Annotated in this window: 17 protein-coding genes; 5 read left to right on the plus strand and 12 right to left on the minus strand. The window is 70.2% G+C overall.

What is annotated here, in order from left to right; translation table 11 throughout:
• Positions 1-36 precede the first annotated feature (36 nt).
• Positions 37-3,561, minus strand: coding sequence for a chromosome segregation protein SMC (smc, locus tag V6S02_RS07515; RefSeq protein ID WP_336400380.1), 3,525 nt, complete (start codon positions 3,559-3,561; stop codon positions 37-39).
• Positions 3,562-4,047: 486 nt separating this feature from the next.
• On the opposite strand from smc, the gene V6S02_RS07520 reads away from it, so the two are divergent.
• The 3 genes from V6S02_RS07520 to V6S02_RS07530 are packed head-to-tail and all read left to right on the plus strand — an operon-like array spanning position 4,048 to position 6,568.
• Positions 4,048-4,320: a hypothetical protein gene (locus V6S02_RS07520; RefSeq protein ID WP_336400381.1), complete on the plus strand. Its 273-nt coding sequence runs from the start codon at positions 4,048-4,050 to the stop codon at positions 4,318-4,320.
• 56 nt (positions 4,321-4,376) lie between these two features.
• The gene (locus V6S02_RS07525) at positions 4,377-5,462 is read left to right on the plus strand and encodes a GNAT family N-acetyltransferase (protein ID WP_336400382.1); all 1,086 of its coding nucleotides are present in this window, start codon (positions 4,377-4,379) and stop codon (positions 5,460-5,462) included.
• Positions 5,459-6,568, plus strand: a complete 1,110-nt coding sequence (locus tag V6S02_RS07530) for a GNAT family N-acetyltransferase (RefSeq protein ID WP_336400383.1) — start codon at positions 5,459-5,461, stop codon at positions 6,566-6,568. Before V6S02_RS07525 ends, V6S02_RS07530 begins: the two co-directional genes overlap by 4 nt.
• On the opposite strand, the gene mutM is transcribed toward V6S02_RS07530, so the two are convergent.
• The 7 genes from mutM to V6S02_RS07565 form a co-directional block, all read right to left on the minus strand.
• Positions 6,526-7,446, minus strand: coding sequence for a bifunctional DNA-formamidopyrimidine glycosylase/DNA-(apurinic or apyrimidinic site) lyase (mutM, locus tag V6S02_RS07535; protein ID WP_336400384.1), 921 nt, complete (start codon positions 7,444-7,446; stop codon positions 6,526-6,528). The genes V6S02_RS07530 and mutM overlap by 43 nt on opposite strands.
• Positions 7,439-8,170, minus strand: a complete 732-nt coding sequence (rnc, locus tag V6S02_RS07540) for a ribonuclease III (protein ID WP_336400385.1) — start codon at positions 8,168-8,170, stop codon at positions 7,439-7,441. Before rnc ends, mutM begins: the two co-directional genes overlap by 8 nt.
• Positions 8,171-8,189: 19 nt before the next feature.
• Positions 8,190-8,399: a 50S ribosomal protein L32 gene (rpmF, locus tag V6S02_RS07545; protein ID WP_019179169.1), complete on the minus strand. Its 210-nt coding sequence runs from the start codon at positions 8,397-8,399 to the stop codon at positions 8,190-8,192.
• A 2-nt stretch (positions 8,400-8,401) separates the two neighbouring features.
• Entirely contained in the window at positions 8,402-8,980 is a 579-nt protein-coding gene (locus tag V6S02_RS07550) for a YceD family protein (protein ID WP_124294478.1), read from the minus strand.
• A gap of 47 nt (positions 8,981-9,027) precedes the next feature.
• Entirely contained in the window at positions 9,028-9,525 is a 498-nt protein-coding gene (gene coaD, locus V6S02_RS07555; protein ID WP_124293435.1) for a pantetheine-phosphate adenylyltransferase, read from the minus strand.
• Positions 9,526-9,601: 76 nt separating this feature from the next.
• Positions 9,602-11,806 carry an ATP-dependent DNA helicase RecG gene (locus V6S02_RS07560; RefSeq protein ID WP_336400386.1) on the minus strand — a complete coding sequence of 735 codons (2,205 nt, stop codon included), beginning with the start codon at positions 11,804-11,806 and terminating at the stop codon, positions 9,602-9,604.
• Between the two features lie 52 nt (positions 11,807-11,858).
• A complete protein-coding gene (locus V6S02_RS07565) occupies positions 11,859-12,452 on the minus strand; it encodes a hypothetical protein (protein ID WP_336400387.1) in 594 nt (197 codons plus the stop codon).
• 124 nt (positions 12,453-12,576) lie between these two features.
• Between V6S02_RS07565 and rsmD the strand changes: the two genes are divergently transcribed.
• Entirely contained in the window at positions 12,577-13,179 is a 603-nt protein-coding gene (gene rsmD / locus V6S02_RS07570; RefSeq protein WP_336400388.1) for a 16S rRNA (guanine(966)-N(2))-methyltransferase RsmD, read from the plus strand.
• Here rsmD and thiL read toward each other — a convergent pair.
• Complete coding sequence (gene thiL, locus V6S02_RS07575) at positions 13,149-14,129, minus strand: thiamine-phosphate kinase (protein ID WP_336400389.1); 981 nt, start codon at positions 14,127-14,129, stop codon at positions 13,149-13,151. The two genes, rsmD and thiL, sit on opposite strands and share 31 nt — an antisense overlap.
• Positions 14,130-14,170: 41 nt before the next feature.
• Between thiL and V6S02_RS07580 the strand changes: the two genes are divergently transcribed.
• Positions 14,171-14,647: a DUF3515 family protein gene (locus V6S02_RS07580; RefSeq protein ID WP_336400390.1), complete on the plus strand. Its 477-nt coding sequence runs from the start codon at positions 14,171-14,173 to the stop codon at positions 14,645-14,647.
• A gap of 40 nt (positions 14,648-14,687) precedes the next feature.
• On the opposite strand, the gene V6S02_RS07585 is transcribed toward V6S02_RS07580, so the two are convergent.
• Genes V6S02_RS07585 through V6S02_RS07595 form a run of 3 tightly spaced genes read right to left on the minus strand, consistent with a single transcriptional unit; the run spans position 14,688 to position 17,581 of the window.
• Complete coding sequence (locus V6S02_RS07585) at positions 14,688-15,776, minus strand: D-alanine--D-alanine ligase family protein (protein WP_336400391.1); 1,089 nt, start codon at positions 15,774-15,776, stop codon at positions 14,688-14,690.
• Positions 15,676-16,815, minus strand: a complete 1,140-nt coding sequence (locus V6S02_RS07590; protein WP_124293442.1) for an NAD(P)H-dependent glycerol-3-phosphate dehydrogenase — start codon at positions 16,813-16,815, stop codon at positions 15,676-15,678. Before V6S02_RS07590 ends, V6S02_RS07585 begins: the two co-directional genes overlap by 101 nt.
• Complete coding sequence (locus V6S02_RS07595; RefSeq protein ID WP_240638581.1) at positions 16,805-17,581, minus strand: lysophospholipid acyltransferase family protein; 777 nt, start codon at positions 17,579-17,581, stop codon at positions 16,805-16,807. Before V6S02_RS07595 ends, V6S02_RS07590 begins: the two co-directional genes overlap by 11 nt.
• Between the last annotated feature and the right edge of the window lie 4 nt (positions 17,582-17,585).

The raw sequence follows: 17,585 nt of genomic DNA on the forward strand, positions 1-17,585 counted from the left end.
AGACCAGCCTACGGGCGCGGGCGTCTCGGCCTCCGCTCAGCTCGCCGCCCGCCGGCCGTCGTCGTCGGCCGTCCGGCCCAGTCGCTGCCCGACGACGGCCGACACGCCGTCCTGACGCATCGAGACGCCGTAGAGCGCGTCGGCGATCTCCATCGTCCTCTTCTGGTGCGTGATGACGATGAGCTGACTGCTCTCGCGGAGCTGCTCGAACACCCCGAGGAGCCGCCCGAGGTTGGCGTCGTCGAGGGCCGCCTCGACCTCGTCGAGGATGTAGAACGGACTCGGGCGCGCCTTGAAGATCGCCACCAGCAGCGCCACCGCCGCCAGCGACCGTTCACCGCCCGACAGCAGCGACAGCCGCTCGATCTTCTTGCCGACCGGTCGCACCGTGACCTCGATGCCGGTCGTGAGCGCGTCGTCGGGCTTGGTCAGCTCGATGCTCCCCGAGCCGCCGGGGAACAGGACGGGGAACACCTCGTCGAACGCGCGCTGGGTGTCGGCGAACGCGTCGAGGAAGATCGTCCGCATGCGGTCATCGAGCTCCTCGATGATCGTGAGGAGGTCTTTGCGGGTCCGGCTGAGGTCGTCGAGCTGCTCAGCGAGGAACGCGTGCCGCTGCTCGAGCGCCGAGAACTCCTCCAGCGCGAGCGGATTCACGCGCCCCAGTTGCGCCAGCTTGCGTTCCGCGTCGGCGAGCCTTCGCTGCTGGACGGCGCGATCGAACGCCGTCCCCGCCGCCTCGGGGTCGCTGGGATCGGGTATCGGCTGATCGGGACCATATTCCGCGATGAGAATATCCTCCTCGAGCCCCAGTTCCGACACCGCGCGGTCGCGAAGCGAACCGGCCTGCAGCCGACGTTCGTGGATGCGCAGCTCCAGGCCGTGCACGTCCTCGGTCACCGCAGACAGCCGTTCCCGCACTCGGGCGTCTTCCCGGCGCAGCTCCCCGAGCTCGGCGGTGACGGCTGTTCGCGCGGTCTCAGCGACGACGAGCTCGCTCCGGGCCTGGGACAGGGAGCGATCGACGGCGTCGAGGACGGGCGGGATCCTCCCTGCCACGTCGGCGGCGGCGTCGCGCTGACTCTTCCGGATCACGGCCCGCCGGGCCGCCTCGACGGCGGCCGCCTGCTCGCGCTCCCGCTGCTTCTCGAGCTGCACGACACGCGACTCCTGCGCGCGGATGCGCTCCTTCAGCGTCTCCACGTCCAGACGCGCGCGCATCTCGGTCTCGCGCGCGGTGTCGAGCGCGGCGAGCAGCCCATCGCGCGCTGACGCGTCGAGAATGGGACGCGGCGACTCCAGTGCCGCCGTCAACTGCTCCTCGGCGACGCGAGACGCAGCCGACGCGTCATCGACGCCGGCTCGGGCCTGGGCCAGCGCCGACGCCAGGCGTTCGCACTCCGCGACCGCTGCCTCGTAGCGCACGGTCGCGCGATTGACCCGCTCCGCTCGAGCCGACACGGCGGCGTCATGGGCGCGCATCGCCTCCAGCGTCGATCGCACCCGGCGCCGCTTGTCGTCGAGGTCGGCGACGGCATCGGACCGCGCCTCGCGCAGAGAGTCGACGATCACGGTGAGCTCATCCCGCCGCGCCGCGGCGTCATCCCGCTCGGCCACGAGTTCGAGACGGGAACGGGACGAGCCGGATCCCGCCCGCAGGCGGTTCACACGGCAGACCTCCCCGGCCCGCGTGACGATCGTCGCGTGCGCGAGCGCCGGGTCGGCGAGAAGCCGCTCCGCCTCGTCGAGATCGGCGGCGATGAGCACCCCCGACAGCAGCGCGCGCACGCCCTCGGGGGCCGTCACCACCGCTGCGGCGGTCAGTGCCGTTCCACCGTCCGTCACCGACTCCGCTCCCCAGGGCGGATCGGCCACCACGATGTCCACGGCTCCGGCGTCGTCGGCGCGAACCGTCGAGGCCAGCCCGAATCCGGCCGGCAGGTCGTCGACGAGCACCGCTTCAGCGAGCGGACCGAGGGCCGCGGCGATCGCCGCCTCGTACCCCGCCTCGACACGGACGGCGTCGCCCACCAGACCCCGGATTCCCACGCCGCCGCGTGCGACGATGTCGGCGGCAGTGGAGCGGATGTCGAGGGCGCGATCGATCGCGGCGGTCTGGGCTGTCAGCGCGTCGAGCTCGCGTTCGGCCGAATGCAGACGGTCGCGCAGTCCGGCCAGCTCCTCGTCTGCGACGTTCGCATCCCGCTGGGCCCGCTCGTACTCCGCGGCGTGGTCGGCGACCGGCCCGTCGTCCTCCGGTTGCACCGCGGCCAGGGCCTGCTCGGCCTCGTCTCGCCGGCTGAGGGCCGCCTGCCATGCCCGCTCTTGTCGATCGACAGCCGTGCGGACTGCCGCCAGAGTCGACGCGGCCGCTTCCGCTGCCCCCCGGAGCGCCGTGAGGCGCATGTCGTGCTGCGAGACCAGCGCGCTCTGCTCCGCGATGTCGACGTCGAGAGCGTCGAGCTCGGCACGGGCGCGGGTGACCTCCCGCGCCGCTGCGGCAGCGTCGTCCTGCGCGCCGACCAGGCCCGCCGCGATCGCGTCGATCTCCGCGCGTGCGTGCGCGATCGTCTCGGGGGTGACCGTCACTCCACGCCGGTCGTCGTCGTGCTCAGCCGAGTCGGCCAGAAGCGACATGCGCTGCCCGGCGAGGGCGTAGAGGGACCGGAGCCTCTCCTGCACGCGCTCCAGCCCGTGCACCACGCGGCGGGCCTCATCGACCGCTTCAGAGCGCTGGTCGCTCTCGAGTCGTTCGATCCGGGCGCGGACACTCTGCGCCTGATCCTGGAGCACCATCCGCTCGGCCAGACGTTCCTGCTCGGTGCGCGCATGCCCCGCCAGCTCCTGACGAAGGCGAAGCAACTCGTCGGCGAGGAGGCGAGCTCGGGCGTCCCGCACCTCCGCAGCGATCGTCGCAGCCTCGCGCGCCACCTCGGCCTGACGACCGAGCGGCTTGAGCTGGCGACGCAACTCGCCGGCGAGGTCGCTCAGTCGCGTGAGGTTGGCCTCCATCGCCTCGAGCTTGCGGAGGGTCTTCTCCTTGCGACGGCGATGCTTCAGGATGCCCGCCGCCTCTTCGATGAAGCCCCGACGGTCCTCCGGCGTGGCCTGCAGAACGGTGTCGAGCCGCCCCTGACCGATGATCACGTGCATCTCACGACCGAGACCGGAATCGCTCAGGAGCTCCTGAACGTCCAGCAACCGACAGGTCTCGCCGTTGATGGCGTACTCGCTGGCTCCGTTTCGGAACAGCGTGCGGCTGATCGACACCTCGGTGTACTCGATGGGAAGGGCGCCATCGCTGTTGTCGATGGTCAGCCGCACTTCGGCACGCCCGAGGGGGCCGCGGGTCGTCGTGCCCGCGAAGATGACGTCTTCCATCTTCCCGCCGCGGAGGGTCTTCGCGCCCTGCTCCCCCATCACCCACGCCAGAGCGTCGACGACGTTGGATTTTCCCGAGCCGTTCGGACCGACGATGCACGTCACTCCGGGTTCGAAGGCGAAGGTCGTCGGCTGCGCGAAGGACTTGAACCCTTTGAGCGTCACGCTCTTCAGGTGCATCGTCTACCTCCGACCCTGCGCGCCCGCGGCTCGGAGCGGCGCCACTCAGGCTACCGAACTCCCTCGCCGATACCGCTGAGGCGGGCGGATCGAGGCCGATGTCACGCGCGACACGCCCGAATTCCGGGCATTTCTGACAATTCGCTTGACGCCTCCGACAGGATCGCGCTAGTCTCACTGCTCGCGTCCGATGTCGAAAGGAGGTCACCGATGATGCACATGATTGATCCGCGCCACACCGCGCGTCGATTCTCGCCGCTCACCCCGTCGGTGACCGGATTCGCCGGCGCCCTCACCCCCACCGCCGCCTGATCGGCGCAGGGGACAGGTCTGCCCATCGGGCACACGTCCGCCTCTGCTGACCGGATCGACGCTCCCTCGAGCGACTCGGCAGCGTGCGTCCCTCTGACGCCTCCCTTCGCGACGTCCACGTCCGCGACATCCCGCACTCTCGTGCCCAACGCCTGACGAAAGCGATCACCCACCATGTCCGTCCCTGTTGCCTCCGTCTTCGATCTCGATCATGACGAACGCCATCGGCTCCTCGCCGATGTCGGTCTCGCCCCGGCCTCCGCAGCCCCCTCGCGCTTCCAGCGCTGGGAGCTCCGACTGGGGTTCTGGCTGCTGCTGCGCGCTGCACGGCGTCAGTCGGCCGCCTGCGATCGGTCGCACCGGCGTACCTTCGCCGCCGACCTCGCCCGTACCCGCCGCGAACATGCCGCCTGGCGCGAGCTCGCGCTCGGCACCGTTCGCGTCTGATTCGCCCACGGTCCGGAGCCGTTCCGAACGGCTCCGGACCTCCCGAAAGGACCACCATGAACACGCACGCAGGGGCCGGATTCGACATTCGACCACTCACCATCCCGTCGCGAATCGACGCGGACGACGCCGAGGACTTCATCGAGATGACCCGGGTGAGGAACCAGGTCTACCGGGAGATCTCCGGCCATGACGATGAACGCATCAGCGCCGCGGAACTGCTCCCCCACTACCAGCCCGACGAGTACGAGACCCGATTGATCTGGACAGTCCGTGATGGCGGGCGCGTCGTGGGCCGTTGCGGCGTCGACCTGCCCCATGAGGAGGGGTCGACGCTGGCCTTCTGGCAGATCGAGCTGCTTCGCGAGGTGTGGGGTCGGGGCATCGGCTCCGCCGCCTACGACCTCGTCGAGGAGACCGCGCGAGCGCACGGCCGCACCGTGCTGCAGTCGTGGGCGGAGCATCCCGAGGCTCCGGGCCCGCGCCTGGCGGCGCCGATCGGCTTCGGCGACATCCCCGAAGACCACGCGGCCCGGTTCTACGTGCGGCATGGGTACACGCTTCAGCAGGTCGAACGCGCCAGCGCCCTCGACCTGCAGGCACCCTTCGACAGGATCGAGGACCTCCATCGCGACGCCCAGCGGGCGGCATCCGACTACCGCATCGTGCAGTGGTTCGCCCCGACACCGCCAGAGTGGGTCGACGGGTACGCCTGGATGAAGTCGCGGATGTCGACCGATGCTCCCGCGGCCGATCTCGAATTCGATGAGGAGACCTGGGATGCCGACCGGATCGCCCTCCACGATGCGCGCTACACCGACAGCGGGCGACTGCTCCAGGTGACGGCGGCGCAGCACGTCGCCACCGGAGAGCTGTGCGCCTTCAACGAGCTCGTCGTCGGCGCGGACCGCACCGAGGCCTCTCACCAGGAGGACACGCTCGTCCTCCGGGCGCACCGCGGACACCGACTAGGGATGCTGGTCAAGTGCGCCGGCCTGCTGTCCTGGCGCCGGATCGCGCCGGAGTCGCCGCGCGTGATCACCTACAACGCCGAGGAGAACCGTCCGATGCTCGACATCAACGAGGCGATCGGCTTCCGGCCCATCGCCTATTCCGGCGCCTGGAAGAAGGTCCTGACATGAACGTCCGACCCGTTGCAGAAGCCCACGTGGTCATCGAACCCCTGGTGGTTCCCCGGTCCCTCGATGACCCAGACGCCCTGCCGTTCCTGGCGATGGTCCGCCTCGACAACGAGGTGAGCCGTCACGACACCGGACACAGCGACCTGGATCAGGACCCGACCGAGGCGCTGGGGCTCTGGCAGGCCGATGCCGACTGGCTCCACGTCGGACTCGTCGCCCGCTCGAACGGCGCGATCGTCGGAGCGGTGACCATGCTGTTCTCCCGTGAACCGGATGCCACCAGTGCGGAGTTCGACCTCATGGTCGACCCCGGGCGGTGGGGCGAAGGCGTCGAGGACGCCCTCCTGGGCGCCGCCTGCGTCGAAGCGAGGCGCCGTGGTCGCACGGTCGTCCAGACCTGGACGCTCCACCGGCCCGACGCCCCCGGAAGGAGCATCGAGCCGGCGACGGGCCACGGGCGGATTCCCGCCGACGACCGTCAGACCGTCTTCCTCACCGACGCCGGGTTCTCGCTGGAGCAGGTCGAGCGCACGAGTTCGTTCGATCTCACCGGATCGTTCGACCGCGTCGAGAAGCTCCTCGCCGCCGCGCGCGAGCGCATGGGCGAGGGCTACCGCGTGGTGGCGTGGAGCACCCCGACGCCGGAGCGCTATCTCGACAGCTTCGCGCACGCGATCTCCCGGATGCCGACCGATGCTCCCGCAGGCGGCATGGTGGTCGAAGAGGAGACCTGGGATGCCGACCGGGTCCGCCGCCGCGACGAGCGACTCGCCGCGCAGCACCTCTTCGTCTCGCTCGTCGCCGTCGAGCACATCGCGAGCGGTGAGATCGTCGCGTTCAACGAGCTCGTCATCGGCGACGACCGCACCGCCGCCACGCAGCAGTACGGGACGCTGGTGCTGCGCGAGCACCGCGGCCGGCGCCTGGGCACCGTGGTCAAATGCGAGAATCTCCTGCGATGGCGGACCCTCGTTCCGCAGTCACCCCGGGTGGCCACGTTCAACGCCGAGGAGAATCGTCACATGCTCGACATCAACGAAGCCATCGGCTTCGTTCCGATCAGCTACGCAGGAGCGTGGAAGAAGGTGCTGGAGGCGGGCGACTGACACCTCGGACAGAAATGGCTCGAGCGGTTGGTGAACGACACGCGCACGATCGGGCGGCCGCATCGGGGACAGGGCTCGCCGGTGCGGCCGTAGGCGTTGAGAGAGTGCGCGAAGTAGCCAGCCTGACCGTTGACGTTGACGTACTGCGCGTCGAAGCTCGTGCCCCCCTCGGCCAGCGCCTTCTCCAGCACGGCGCGCACCTCCGCGAGTAACCGGTTGACCCGTCGGGTGGACAGCGTGTCGGCGGGCGTCTCGGGATGCAGGCGCGCCGCCCACAGCGCCTCGTCGGCGTAGATGTTGCCGATGCCGCTGACGACCGTCTGGTCGAGCATCACGCGCTTGATCGCGGACTTCTTCCGACCCAGGATGTCGCGGAACCGCGCGTCGCGGAACGCGGGATCGAGGGGATCGCGCGCGATGTGCGCCACCTGCCGCGGAACGCAGGCGAGCTCGGATCCGACGCCCCCGGGAACGCCGTCGGGGGTGGGGAGAAGGGGGTCGACCGCCAGCGAGCCGAATGTGCGCTGATCAGCGAAGACGACGGCGAGTTCGCCGTGATCGGGATGACGGAGTTCGAACCGCACCCGTTCGTGACGCTCGATCGGCGACCCCGGCGAACGAAGAAGCATCTGTCCGCTCATACCCAGGTGTCCGACGACCGCCCGGTCGCCGCCCTCGAGGGGGAACCAGAGGAACTTCCCGCGGCGCACGGCCGCCTCGACGCGTCGACCGGCGAGGTTCGCTTCGAAGTCGGTGGCGTCCCCGTCGTGACGGGTCAATGCGCGCACATCGTGCACGATGACGCCTTCGATGAGCGATCCGCGCATGGCGGGGTCCAGCCCACGACGGACGACCTCGACCTCGGGGAGCTCAGGCATCGACGCCGCGGGCGTCGATCGGCTCAGACAGCTCGCGCCACGCCAGAAGGGCGGCCGCCATCTCGGCATGCTTCTTGCTCGTGCCCGTGCCACGGGTCTCGGTCTGCCCGACCCGCACCCGCGCGGTGAAGACGCGATCGTGGTCGGGTCCGGTGGCGGAGATCTCGTAGACAGGGGGACCAAATCCGCGACGAGCGGCGAGCTCCTGCAGGCTCGTCTTCGGGTCGACGGCAGCGCCGTAACGCTCGGGGTCGGCCAGCAGCGGCTCGACGAGCCGCAGCACCAGGCCGGTGGCTGCATCGGGTCCGGCGGACAGGTAGGCGGCCCCGATGACGGCCTCGGTCGCGTCGGCGAGGATCGAGTCCTTCTTCCGTCCGCCGGTGAGTTCCTCACCGCGCCCGAGCAGGACATGCTCGCCCAGCCCGATGCGGCGCGCGACCTCGGCGAGGGCGACGGTCGAGACGACGCTCGCACGCCGCTTGGCCAGCTGCCCCTCTTCGAGATCGGGATGCCGCGTGAACAGACGCACGGTCACGGCTTGCCCGAGGATGGCATCGCCGAGGAACTCGAGTCGCTCGTTGTGGGCAACCCCGCCGTGCTCGTATGCCCAGGAACGATGGGTGAGAGCCAGCAGCAGAAGCTCGGGGTCGATCTCGACCCCGAGCTTCTGTGTGAGTTCGTCCAGCGGCGGGTGCGCCGGCGTGGCGTCGGTACGGTGTGTCACCGAGTGCGCAACAGGCCGATCAGACGTCGGCGACCTTGCGGCCCTTGTACTCCAGGAACAGCTCGGTGCCCTGCGAGTCGGTGACGACCTTCGCCTGGTGCGGACGGCTGTAGACGACCTTGCCGTTCTCGATGGTCTTGACCAGCGTGGGGGCCTCGGCCTTCCACTGCGCGCGGCGCGAACGGGTGTTCGAGCGGGAGACCTTCCGCTTCGGGGGGTTACCTGCCATGGCTAGCTCTTCTCTGTGTTCTCAGCGCGGGGCGCTGGGTTCTCGTCACGGTCCTGCGGCCCGGGGGCCGTGACCGCGTCGTGGTCGATGTAGTCCTGGAGCGCCGCCCATCGGGGATCGATCGGCTCAGCGCTCGGTTCGGCATCTGCTGTCCGCCGGACACCCGTGACCGGATCGAGGCCGGGGCAATCCGGCTGACACACCGGTTGGAAGGGAAGCGACAGGACGACCGCATCCCTGACCAGAGTTTCAAGATCCACGTGGTCGTCTTGAACCTCGAAGTCAGTTTCCTCCGATCCAGAATACGCGAAAAGCTCCTGGAACTCGACTTCGACGCCCTCGGCGATGTCGCGAAGGCATCGTCCGCACACCCCGGAGAAGATCGTACGCGCCTCGCCCGACACGAGGATGCCCTCGTGGACCGACTCGAGTCGCACATCCAGCTCCAGCGACTCCGACGCCGGTACCGAGACGAGACCCTCGCCCCACTTCTCCGGGACGGTCGGATCGAGGCGGAACTCCCGCATCTCGCCCGGTCGGCGGACGATGTCTCGCACGGGGATGACGAAGGGTCCGTTCAGCCGTCTGGTCACGGGCGACCATGTTACCCGCCCCGAGAGCGTGCGGCTCAGGCCGACAGGTCGTGCGCGACGAGGAACCGCGCGACGGCGGGCGGAACGAAGGGCGACACGTCACCGCCCAGGGCGGCCACCTGACGCACGAGCGAGCTGGAGACCATGGCGTGCGCGGGATCGGGAAGCAGGAAGACGGTTTCGACGTGGGCGAGGTGGCGGTTCACGATCGCCATCGGGGTCTCGTAGGCCACGTCGATCTGGGAGCGGATCCCCTTCACCAGCACACCGGCGTCGACATCGGCGGCGTAGTCCACGAGCAGCCCTACGCTCCACGAGGCGATGATCACCTCGCTGTCGATGTCGCTCTCGGCGACGGACTGCTCCAGGAGCGACAGGCGCTGCGCGATCGGCAGCATCGCCTCCTTGTCGGGGTTGTGCACCACGAGGACGTGCAGCTGGTCGTACAGGCGCGCCGCGCGGCGGATCACATCGAGGTGACCGAGCGTCGGCGGGTCGAACGATCCGGGGACGACGGCGATCCTGCTGTTCATTCGACCACCCTATCGATGGGCCGCAGCCCCTCCCCGACACGGCGTACTCCGTCTGCGAGGTCGGCCACGTCGGCGGTCAGGTCCGTGCGAGCGCGGCGCGCTCGACATTGCCGATCCGCCGTTCGATCGCGGCGGACACCGCCGGATGGCGAAGCAGCGCCGGATCATCCGAGATCACCGTCTCCGCCGCGCGCCGAGCGGCGGAGATGAGGTCGGCGTCGCGGGCCACCCGCAGCAGGCGGAGCGAGGAGCGCGCACCCGACTGGAGGTCGCCGAGCACGTCGCCTTCTCCGCGGAGGTCGAGATCGACTTCGGCGAGTTCGAAGCCGTCGAGGGTGGCGGCGACGGCCTCGACACGTTGACGCGCGAGCGAGCCATGCTCGGCTTCGGTGACCAGCAGACACAGCCCCGGGACCCCACCACGCCCCACGCGTCCCCGCAGCTGGTGCAGCTGAGACACCCCGAAGCGATCGGCCTCGAGGATCACCATGGTCGACGCGTTCGCGACATCGACCCCCACCTCGACGACCGTCGTGGCCACCAGGACGTCGATCTCGCCGCGCGCGAACGACTGCATGATGTCGTCCTTCTGCTCCGACGGGAGCTTGCCGTGCACCATCGCCACCCGGATGTCCGCGAAGGCGGGATGACGCGCCAGCAGGTCGACGACCTGGACGACACCCCAGCGGGTGCGACCCGAGCCGGTGCCTGCGGCGGGGGCCGCGCCCTTCTCCGCCGCAGGAGCGACGTCCTCCGCTGCATCGGGGGTCGGCGCCTCGTCGTCGATGACGTCGGCGTCCGCATCGATCGCCGCCGTGACGATGAACGCCTGCCTCCCCTGGGCGACCTCCTCGGCGACGCGCTCCCACACCCGCCCGAACCACGCGGGACGCTCGGCGAGGGGTGCGACGTGCGTGGTGATGCCCGCGCGTCCGGACGGCATCGAGCGGATCGTCGACACATCCAGATCGCCGAACACCGTCATCGCCACGGTGCGCGGAATCGGTGTGGCGGTCAGGACGAGCACGTGAGGCGCGCTGCCCTTGGCGCGTAGCGCCTCCCGCTGCTCGACCCCGAACCGATGCTGCTCGTCGATCACGACCAGTCCGAGGTCGGCGAACGTGGTCGAGTCGCTGAGCAGGGCATGGGTGCCGACGACGATGCGGGCCTGCCCCGACGCGGCGCGCAGGGCTGCCTTGCGTCGATCCGCCGCGGGAAGCTGTCCGGTCAGCAGGGTGGGCATGAGCTCGGGGGCGAGCACCGGACCGAGCATGCGCGCGATCGATCGCACGTGTTGCGCCGCCAGGACTTCCGTGGGCGCGATCAGGGCCGACTGGCCACCCGACTGCGCCACCTGCAGCATCGCCCGCAGTGCGACGAGGGTCTTCCCCGAACCGACTTCACCCTGGACGAGGCGATTCATCGGCCATCCGCCGACGAGGTCGCGCGCGATCTGCTCCCCCGCCGCCTCCTGATCACTGGTCAGGGCGAACGGCAGTTCCGCGTCGAAACGCTCGAGCAGGTCGCCGGGCGGCCGCGCGGTCGCCGACATCGCGCGCACGAACTGCCGCTGCTGGAACAGCGCCGCCTGGAGCACGAACGCCTCCTGCATCCGGAGGGTCTCGCGCGCGGCGTCGACCTGTTCGAGGAAGTCGGGCCGGTGGATGCGCTCCAGCGCGGTCCGCGCGTCCAGAAGCCCGTGTGCGCGTCGCAACGGCTCGGGCACGGGGTCGTCGAAGGAGCCCAGGACGTCCAGAACGACACCGACCGTCTTGGCCACCAGGAAGCTCGGCACGGTCGCGGTGGCGGGGTAGATCGGGATCGGGAGGTTCGCCGTCGCCTCGGCGGTCATCCGCGCGGTCTCCTCGTCGTCGAAGAGCTCGTACACCGGATGCGCGAGCTGGAAGTGGCCCCGGTACTCACTGACCTTTCCGGCGAAGATGCCGCGGCGGCCGGGCGTGAGGTCGCCGAGGCGCCATTTCTGATTGAAGAAGGTCAGCGTCAGGGTGCCGTTGCCGTCGCTGATCTTGGCCTCGACCAGGGATCCGCGACGGTTGCGCATCGGACGATCGGTGACGCTCTGGACTTCGGCGACGATCGTCACCGGTTCGCCCAGGGGCAGGGACGCGATCGGCGTCAGCTCTCCCCGGAGCGCGTATCGACGCGGATAGTGCGAGAGGAGGTGCTCGACCGTGCGCATCCCGAACGCGCGCTCGAACAGCTTGGCGGTCTTGCCGCCCACGACCGCGTCCAGACGCGATTCGAGGGCGATGGGCGGCATATCTCGAGTGTAGGGAGCGCCGCCGACAACGACCCTTCCTACGGTGATCCGGTTAGCCGAAGATCTGCGACGCGATGTCCGAGAGGAACGCCCGCCCGTTGCGGTTCACCGGTGCGTAGTAGATCCAGACGTCGTCCCGTGCGACGACGAAGTCCTCCGTGTCCGGGCCCGAGCCGGGAAGCTCGCAGAACTGGGCGCCGAAGTCATCGGCGACCTGGCAGCTGTATCCCTGATCGGGCAGCGTCGCAACGGCGGCGGCGACCGCATCGGGGGTCGCGGTGCTGATCAGCACCAGCAGACCCGTGGCGTCACCGACGATCCAGTCGCAGCCGAGCACCAGCGTCGCTCCCTCCGGCGCCGGGCGCTCGAAACCCTGTCCATCGCTCTGGAGCGTCATGTCGCCGACCATCTCCAGACGCGACGCCTCGCTGCCCAGCTCGTTGCAGTCGGTGGGGATCGTCGCCGTCGCCGTCGGCGACTCGCTCGGCGACTCGCTCGGCGACTCGCTGGGCGACGCGCTCGGCTCGCTGGACGCTGTCGGGGTGGACGTCGGCGTCGGAGCGGGCTCCGGCGCACATCCGGCCAGGAGACCGAGAGCGAGAACTGCTCCGGCGATCGCGGTGAGGGAACGGTGGCGCTGAGACATCGACGGCTCCTGCAGGCGGGGACGGGGTGCGGACGAATCCCGCCCGGCACGCGTCATCCTAGGGACAGCCGGGCCGCTCCCGCCGCAGGCGGAGTGTCGTGTCGCGATCGGTATCGTGGAGCACGTGACCCGCATCATCTCCGGACGGGCCGGCTCGCTCACCCTCGACGTCCCCGATGCCGGAACGCGGCCGACGAGCGATCGGGTCCGCGAATCGCTCTTCAACGCGCTGAGCGCGTCCGACCTCCTCCGCGGCACGCGGGTGCTCGATCTGTACGCGGGTTCGGGTGCGCTCGGGCTCGAGGCCGCCAGTCGAGGGGCGATGACGGTCGACCTCGTCGAGAAGGCCCCGCGCGCGGTGACGGTGATCCGCAGGAACGTCGCGCGCATTCATGCCGCGCTGCGCGGAGCGCCAGATGCCGCCCGGATCGCCGTTCACCGCACCGCGGTCGACGCATACCTGCGCTCGGCGCCCACCGGCGTCTTCGATCTGGTGTTCCTCGACCCCCCGTACGACCTCTCCGACGCCGATCTGAGCGCGACCCTGGAACTGCTCGTCCCCGCCCTGTCGCCGGACTCGACGGTGATCGTCGAGCGCGCCGCGAGGTCGGCACCGCCCGCGTGGCCCGCGGGGCTCGTGCCCGATCGCGACCGCCGCTACGGCGACACCGCGCTGTGGTGGGCCGTGCGCGGCGCTCAGCCCGAGACCGCGTCCCAGTCGCGGTAGGGATCCCAGCCGCCGTACCCGTCGTACGGCTTTCCGTCGACGAGGAGCGGATGGTCCCCCGCGACGCCGACACGGCCGATGACCCGGAATCCTGGCGCAGGTCCGACCGCGGCGGGGAAGGTCGCCAGCAGGGCGTGGTCTTCCCCGCCGGCCAGCGCGACCCCTGGCTCGGGTCCGATCGCATCGGTCTGCAGCTCGAGGGTCACATCGGAAGCGCGGGCGAGGCGGCCGGCATCCAGGGCAAGTCCGTCCGAGACGTCCATCATCGCCGTCGCCCCGTGCGAGGCCGCCACCGCTCCTGCCGCGATCGGCGGCCGCGGTCGCAGCTGGGCGCCCACGAGCGCGGCGTCGGCCTCTGTCAGCGAGGCGACCGCGACCGGCCGTCCATCCACACGGAACCGGTCGAAGAGGATGGCCAGACCCCGCGCAGCCTTCCCCAGTTCCCCGCAGACCGCCACCACGTCGCCGGCGCGCGCACCGCGACGCGTGACCGGTGCGGTTCCATCGAGCACCCCGAGGGCGGTGACCGCGATCGTCAGGGTGTCCGAGACGGTGAGGTCTCCTCCCTCGACCGCGGCGCCGGGCGCCAGTTCGTCGCACCCGGCACGCAGACCGTCGGCGATCCCCTCCACGAAGGAGACGGGTGTGTGATCGGGCATCGCCAGGGCCACCAGCAGCGCCGTGGGTCGCGCGCCCATCGCCGCGATATCGGCGAGGTTCACCGCGGCGGCCTTCCACCCGAGATCCTCCGCCGACGACCACGCGAGGCGGAAGTCGGGGCCGTGGACGAGGGTGTCGACGCTGGCGACGATGCGGCCGCCCGGTGCGGCGAGCACGGCGGCGTCGTCGCCCGGGCCGAGGAGCGCCCGCGAGGGAGCGAGACGGCCCAGGATGCGGGTGAGGACCTCGCCCTCGGTCAGGTCGCCGACGACAGGATCCGGAGCACTCACCGTCTCACCGTACCCACCGACGACCGGGTTAGCCTGGTCGGGTGCCCTTCCCCCGTCATCGTCTGCTGTTCGGCGCGCTCGCGATCGGCGCTGCCCTGACGCTGTCGTCGTGCGCCGGGACGGTGTCCGTTCCCCCCGCCGCCAACGCCGACGACCCGCTCTGCGCAGAGGTCACCGTCCGACTGCCCGCCGAGGTCGACGGACAGGAGCGCCGGTGGACCGACGCGCAGGCGACCGGCGCATGGGGCACGCCGACCTCGGTCATCCTCACCTGCGGCGTGGAGCCCCCGGGACCGACGGAGGCCCGATGCATCACGATCGGCGGAGTGGACTGGATCGTCGACGAGAGCGATCCGCCCCGCTATCTCATCCGCAGCTATGGACGCACACCCGCGGTCGAGGTCTACGCCGACAACAGCGTCGTCTCGCCCAACGAGGTGCTGTCCACCCTCGGACCGATCGTGTCGCAGCTCCCCCGCGAATCCGAGTGCACCTCGACCGAGACGCTCCTGGACTGACGCCCCTCAAGGGTGAACGCCGGACAGGCTCGGATGCCGCTCAGCGGCGTTCCCGCGCAGTGTCGACGAGCTCGCCGATGAGTTCGGGGTACGTCATTCCCGAGGCGATCCAGCACTTGGGGAACATCGAGATCGGCGTGAACCCCGGCATGGTGTTCAGCTCATTGATGTAGAGACCGTCGGCCGCGAGGAAGAAGTCCACGCGCGCGAGCCCGCGTCCGCCGACGGCCTCGAAGGCCCGCACACCGAGATCCTGGACGGCACGGATCTGGTCGTCCTCCAGCGAGGCGGGGCACACGACCTCGGCTCCGTCACCGCCGAGGTACTTGCCCTCGAAGTCGTAGAACTCCCGCGTGGTCAGGACGATCTCACCAGGCAAAGACGCCCGCGGCGCCCCGCCGCGACGCCCCTCGAGGATCGCCACCTCGATCTCCCGCCCCACGATGGCCACCTCGATGAGCACCTTGTCGTCCTCGGCGAAGGCCTTCTGCAGCGCAGACGCCAGCTCGGCGTCATCCGCGACCTTCGACACCCCGACGCTCGAACCCGCCCGTGCGGGCTTGACGAAGACGGGATAGCCCAGCGCCGCTGCCTCGGCGCGCACCGCCTGCTCCTCGCGTTCCCACCGTGCGGGGGTCACGGTCGCCCACGGCGCCACCGGTATTCCCGCAGCCTGGAGCACGATCTTCATGAAGTGCTTGTCCATGCACAGCGCCGAATCCAGCACCCCGCCCCCCGCATAGGGGAGGTCCAGCGTGTCGAGGAAGCCCTGCACCGTGCCGTCCTCGCCGTGGACGCCGTGGAGGATCGGCAAGACGACGTCGACGCCGCCGAGGTCGTCGACGGTGTCGTCGGAGCGACGGACGCGGAGACGTCGGTCCCCGCCGGCCTCGGGCCACAGGACGCGCGTGCCGTTGTCGACGACCTCGGGAAGACGCTCGGCGTCCAAGGCGAACCGATCGGGATCATCGGTCTCGAGCACGAACGCCCCGGACCGGGTGATCCCGACGGGAATCACGCGATAGCGGTCACGGTCGATCGCCCGCAGCACTCCCCCCGCCGTGGCGGAGCTGATCGAGTGCTCGCTGGATCGACCGCCAAACAGCACCACCACCACGGGCTTGTCCATTCCTGGTCCTCTCCCCTTGGGGTTCGTCATCGTCATCGGTCGTCAGGTGCGGGGCGATCTCGCGGGGATCCATCGTGCCGTCGAGCACCCGCTTGACCTGTTCCACGATCGGCATGTCGACATCCGCCTCGCGGGCGAGTTGGAGAATGGGTGCGACCGACGCCAGACCCTCCGCGGTCTGCTCCATCTGCTTCACCACGTCCTGGAAGCTGTATCCCTGACCCAGCAGCCGCCCGGCGGTGTTGTTCCGGCTGAGCGGCGACTGGCAGGTGGCGATGAGGTCGCCCAGGCCCGCCAGCCCCTGGAGCGTCTCGGGGTGCGCGCCCTGGGCCACCGCGAAGTCGGTCATCTCCACGAGGCCGCGTGTGATGATCGACGCCTTGGTGTTCTCGCCGTATCCGACGCCGTCAACGATCCCGATCGCGACCGCGATGAGGTTCTTCAGCACCCCGCCGAACTCGGTGCCGATCACGTCGGTGTTCACGAACGACCGGAAGTAGCCGTTGCGCGCCCGCCGCGCCACGGCGTCGGCGGTCTCCTGACTGAGTGAGGAGATCACGGCGGCCGTCGGTTGCTCGCGGGCGATCTCGAGAGCCAGGTTGGGTCCGGATGCCACGGCGATGCGGGCCGGGTCGCAGTGCAGCTCCTGCTGGATCACCTGACTCATCCGCAGCCCGGTGCGCCGCTCGACGCCCTTCATGAGCGAGACCACGGGCGCGTCACCGGACGAGACCAGCGGCCGCACCGCCTTGAGGTTCTCGCGCAGTGCCTGGCTCGGCACCGACAGGAAGATCTGCTCGGCTCCCTCCAGCGCCTCGGAGAGGTGCGGAGTCGCCATCATGGCGCGCGGAAGATTGATGCCCGGAAGGTACTGGCTGTTGCGCTTGGCCTCATTGATCTCGTGGGCGAGCTCCGGTCGCCGGGCCCACATCATGACGTTCGCACCGCCGTCGGCGAGGATCTTCCCGAACGTGGTGCCCCAGCTCCCGGCTCCCACGACCGCGACCCGCGGACGATCGGCGTCGTGCCTACGGCTCAAGACGCCCCGTCTCCTTCTGCCCGTGCGCGGACGGGTTCCATCTCTCCGCAGGTGCGGGCTCGCCCCGCAGGCCCGAGAGCAGGTCGGCGATCCGCGCCATCAGAACGTCGGTCGCCGCGACGAGGGTCGACGGCTGCATCTGAGTGGCGGAGTGGGCCGTGAGATCCACCGGCGGGCCGAAGACGACGCGCACACGGCGGCGGAGCGGCCAGATGCGGAGCTTGCCGTACCGCGGGAGGATCTCCTGCGCTCCCCAATGGGCCACCGGGATGAGCGGGATGCCGCCCGCAAGCGCCAGGCGCACGGCGCCGGTCTTGCCCCGCATCGGCCACATGTCGGGGTCGCGGGTGAGGGAGCCCTCGGGGTACACGATCACGCCCCTGCCGTGCTCGACGAGCATGCGGGAGCTCTCGATGGTCTGACGCGCCCCTCCGGCCGATGAGGAGCGGGCGACGGGGACCATTCCGGTCGCCCGGAGGACGGCACCGAACACCGGAACCCGGAACAGGCTCTCCTTCGCCATGAACCGAGGGGCCCGTCCCATGCGCCAGACGGCGACCGCGACGACCAGCGGATCGATCTCGCTGCAGTGATTGGGGGCGAGCACGTACGCGCCCTCGCGCGGAAGGTTCTCACCGCCCTCGACCTCGATGCGGGCGAGCAGCCCCATCGCGGGGACGATGAGGGCGGCGAGCGGCCAGAAGACGCTCGGACGTCGCTTCTCGTCGGCGCCGGAGCCCGGGGCCTTCGGTGTCGGAGTGCTCACCGGG

Source organism: Microbacterium sp. CCNWLW134 (assembly GCF_037083565.1).
In the GTDB taxonomy this organism is placed as follows: domain Bacteria; phylum Actinomycetota; class Actinomycetes; order Actinomycetales; family Microbacteriaceae; genus Microbacterium.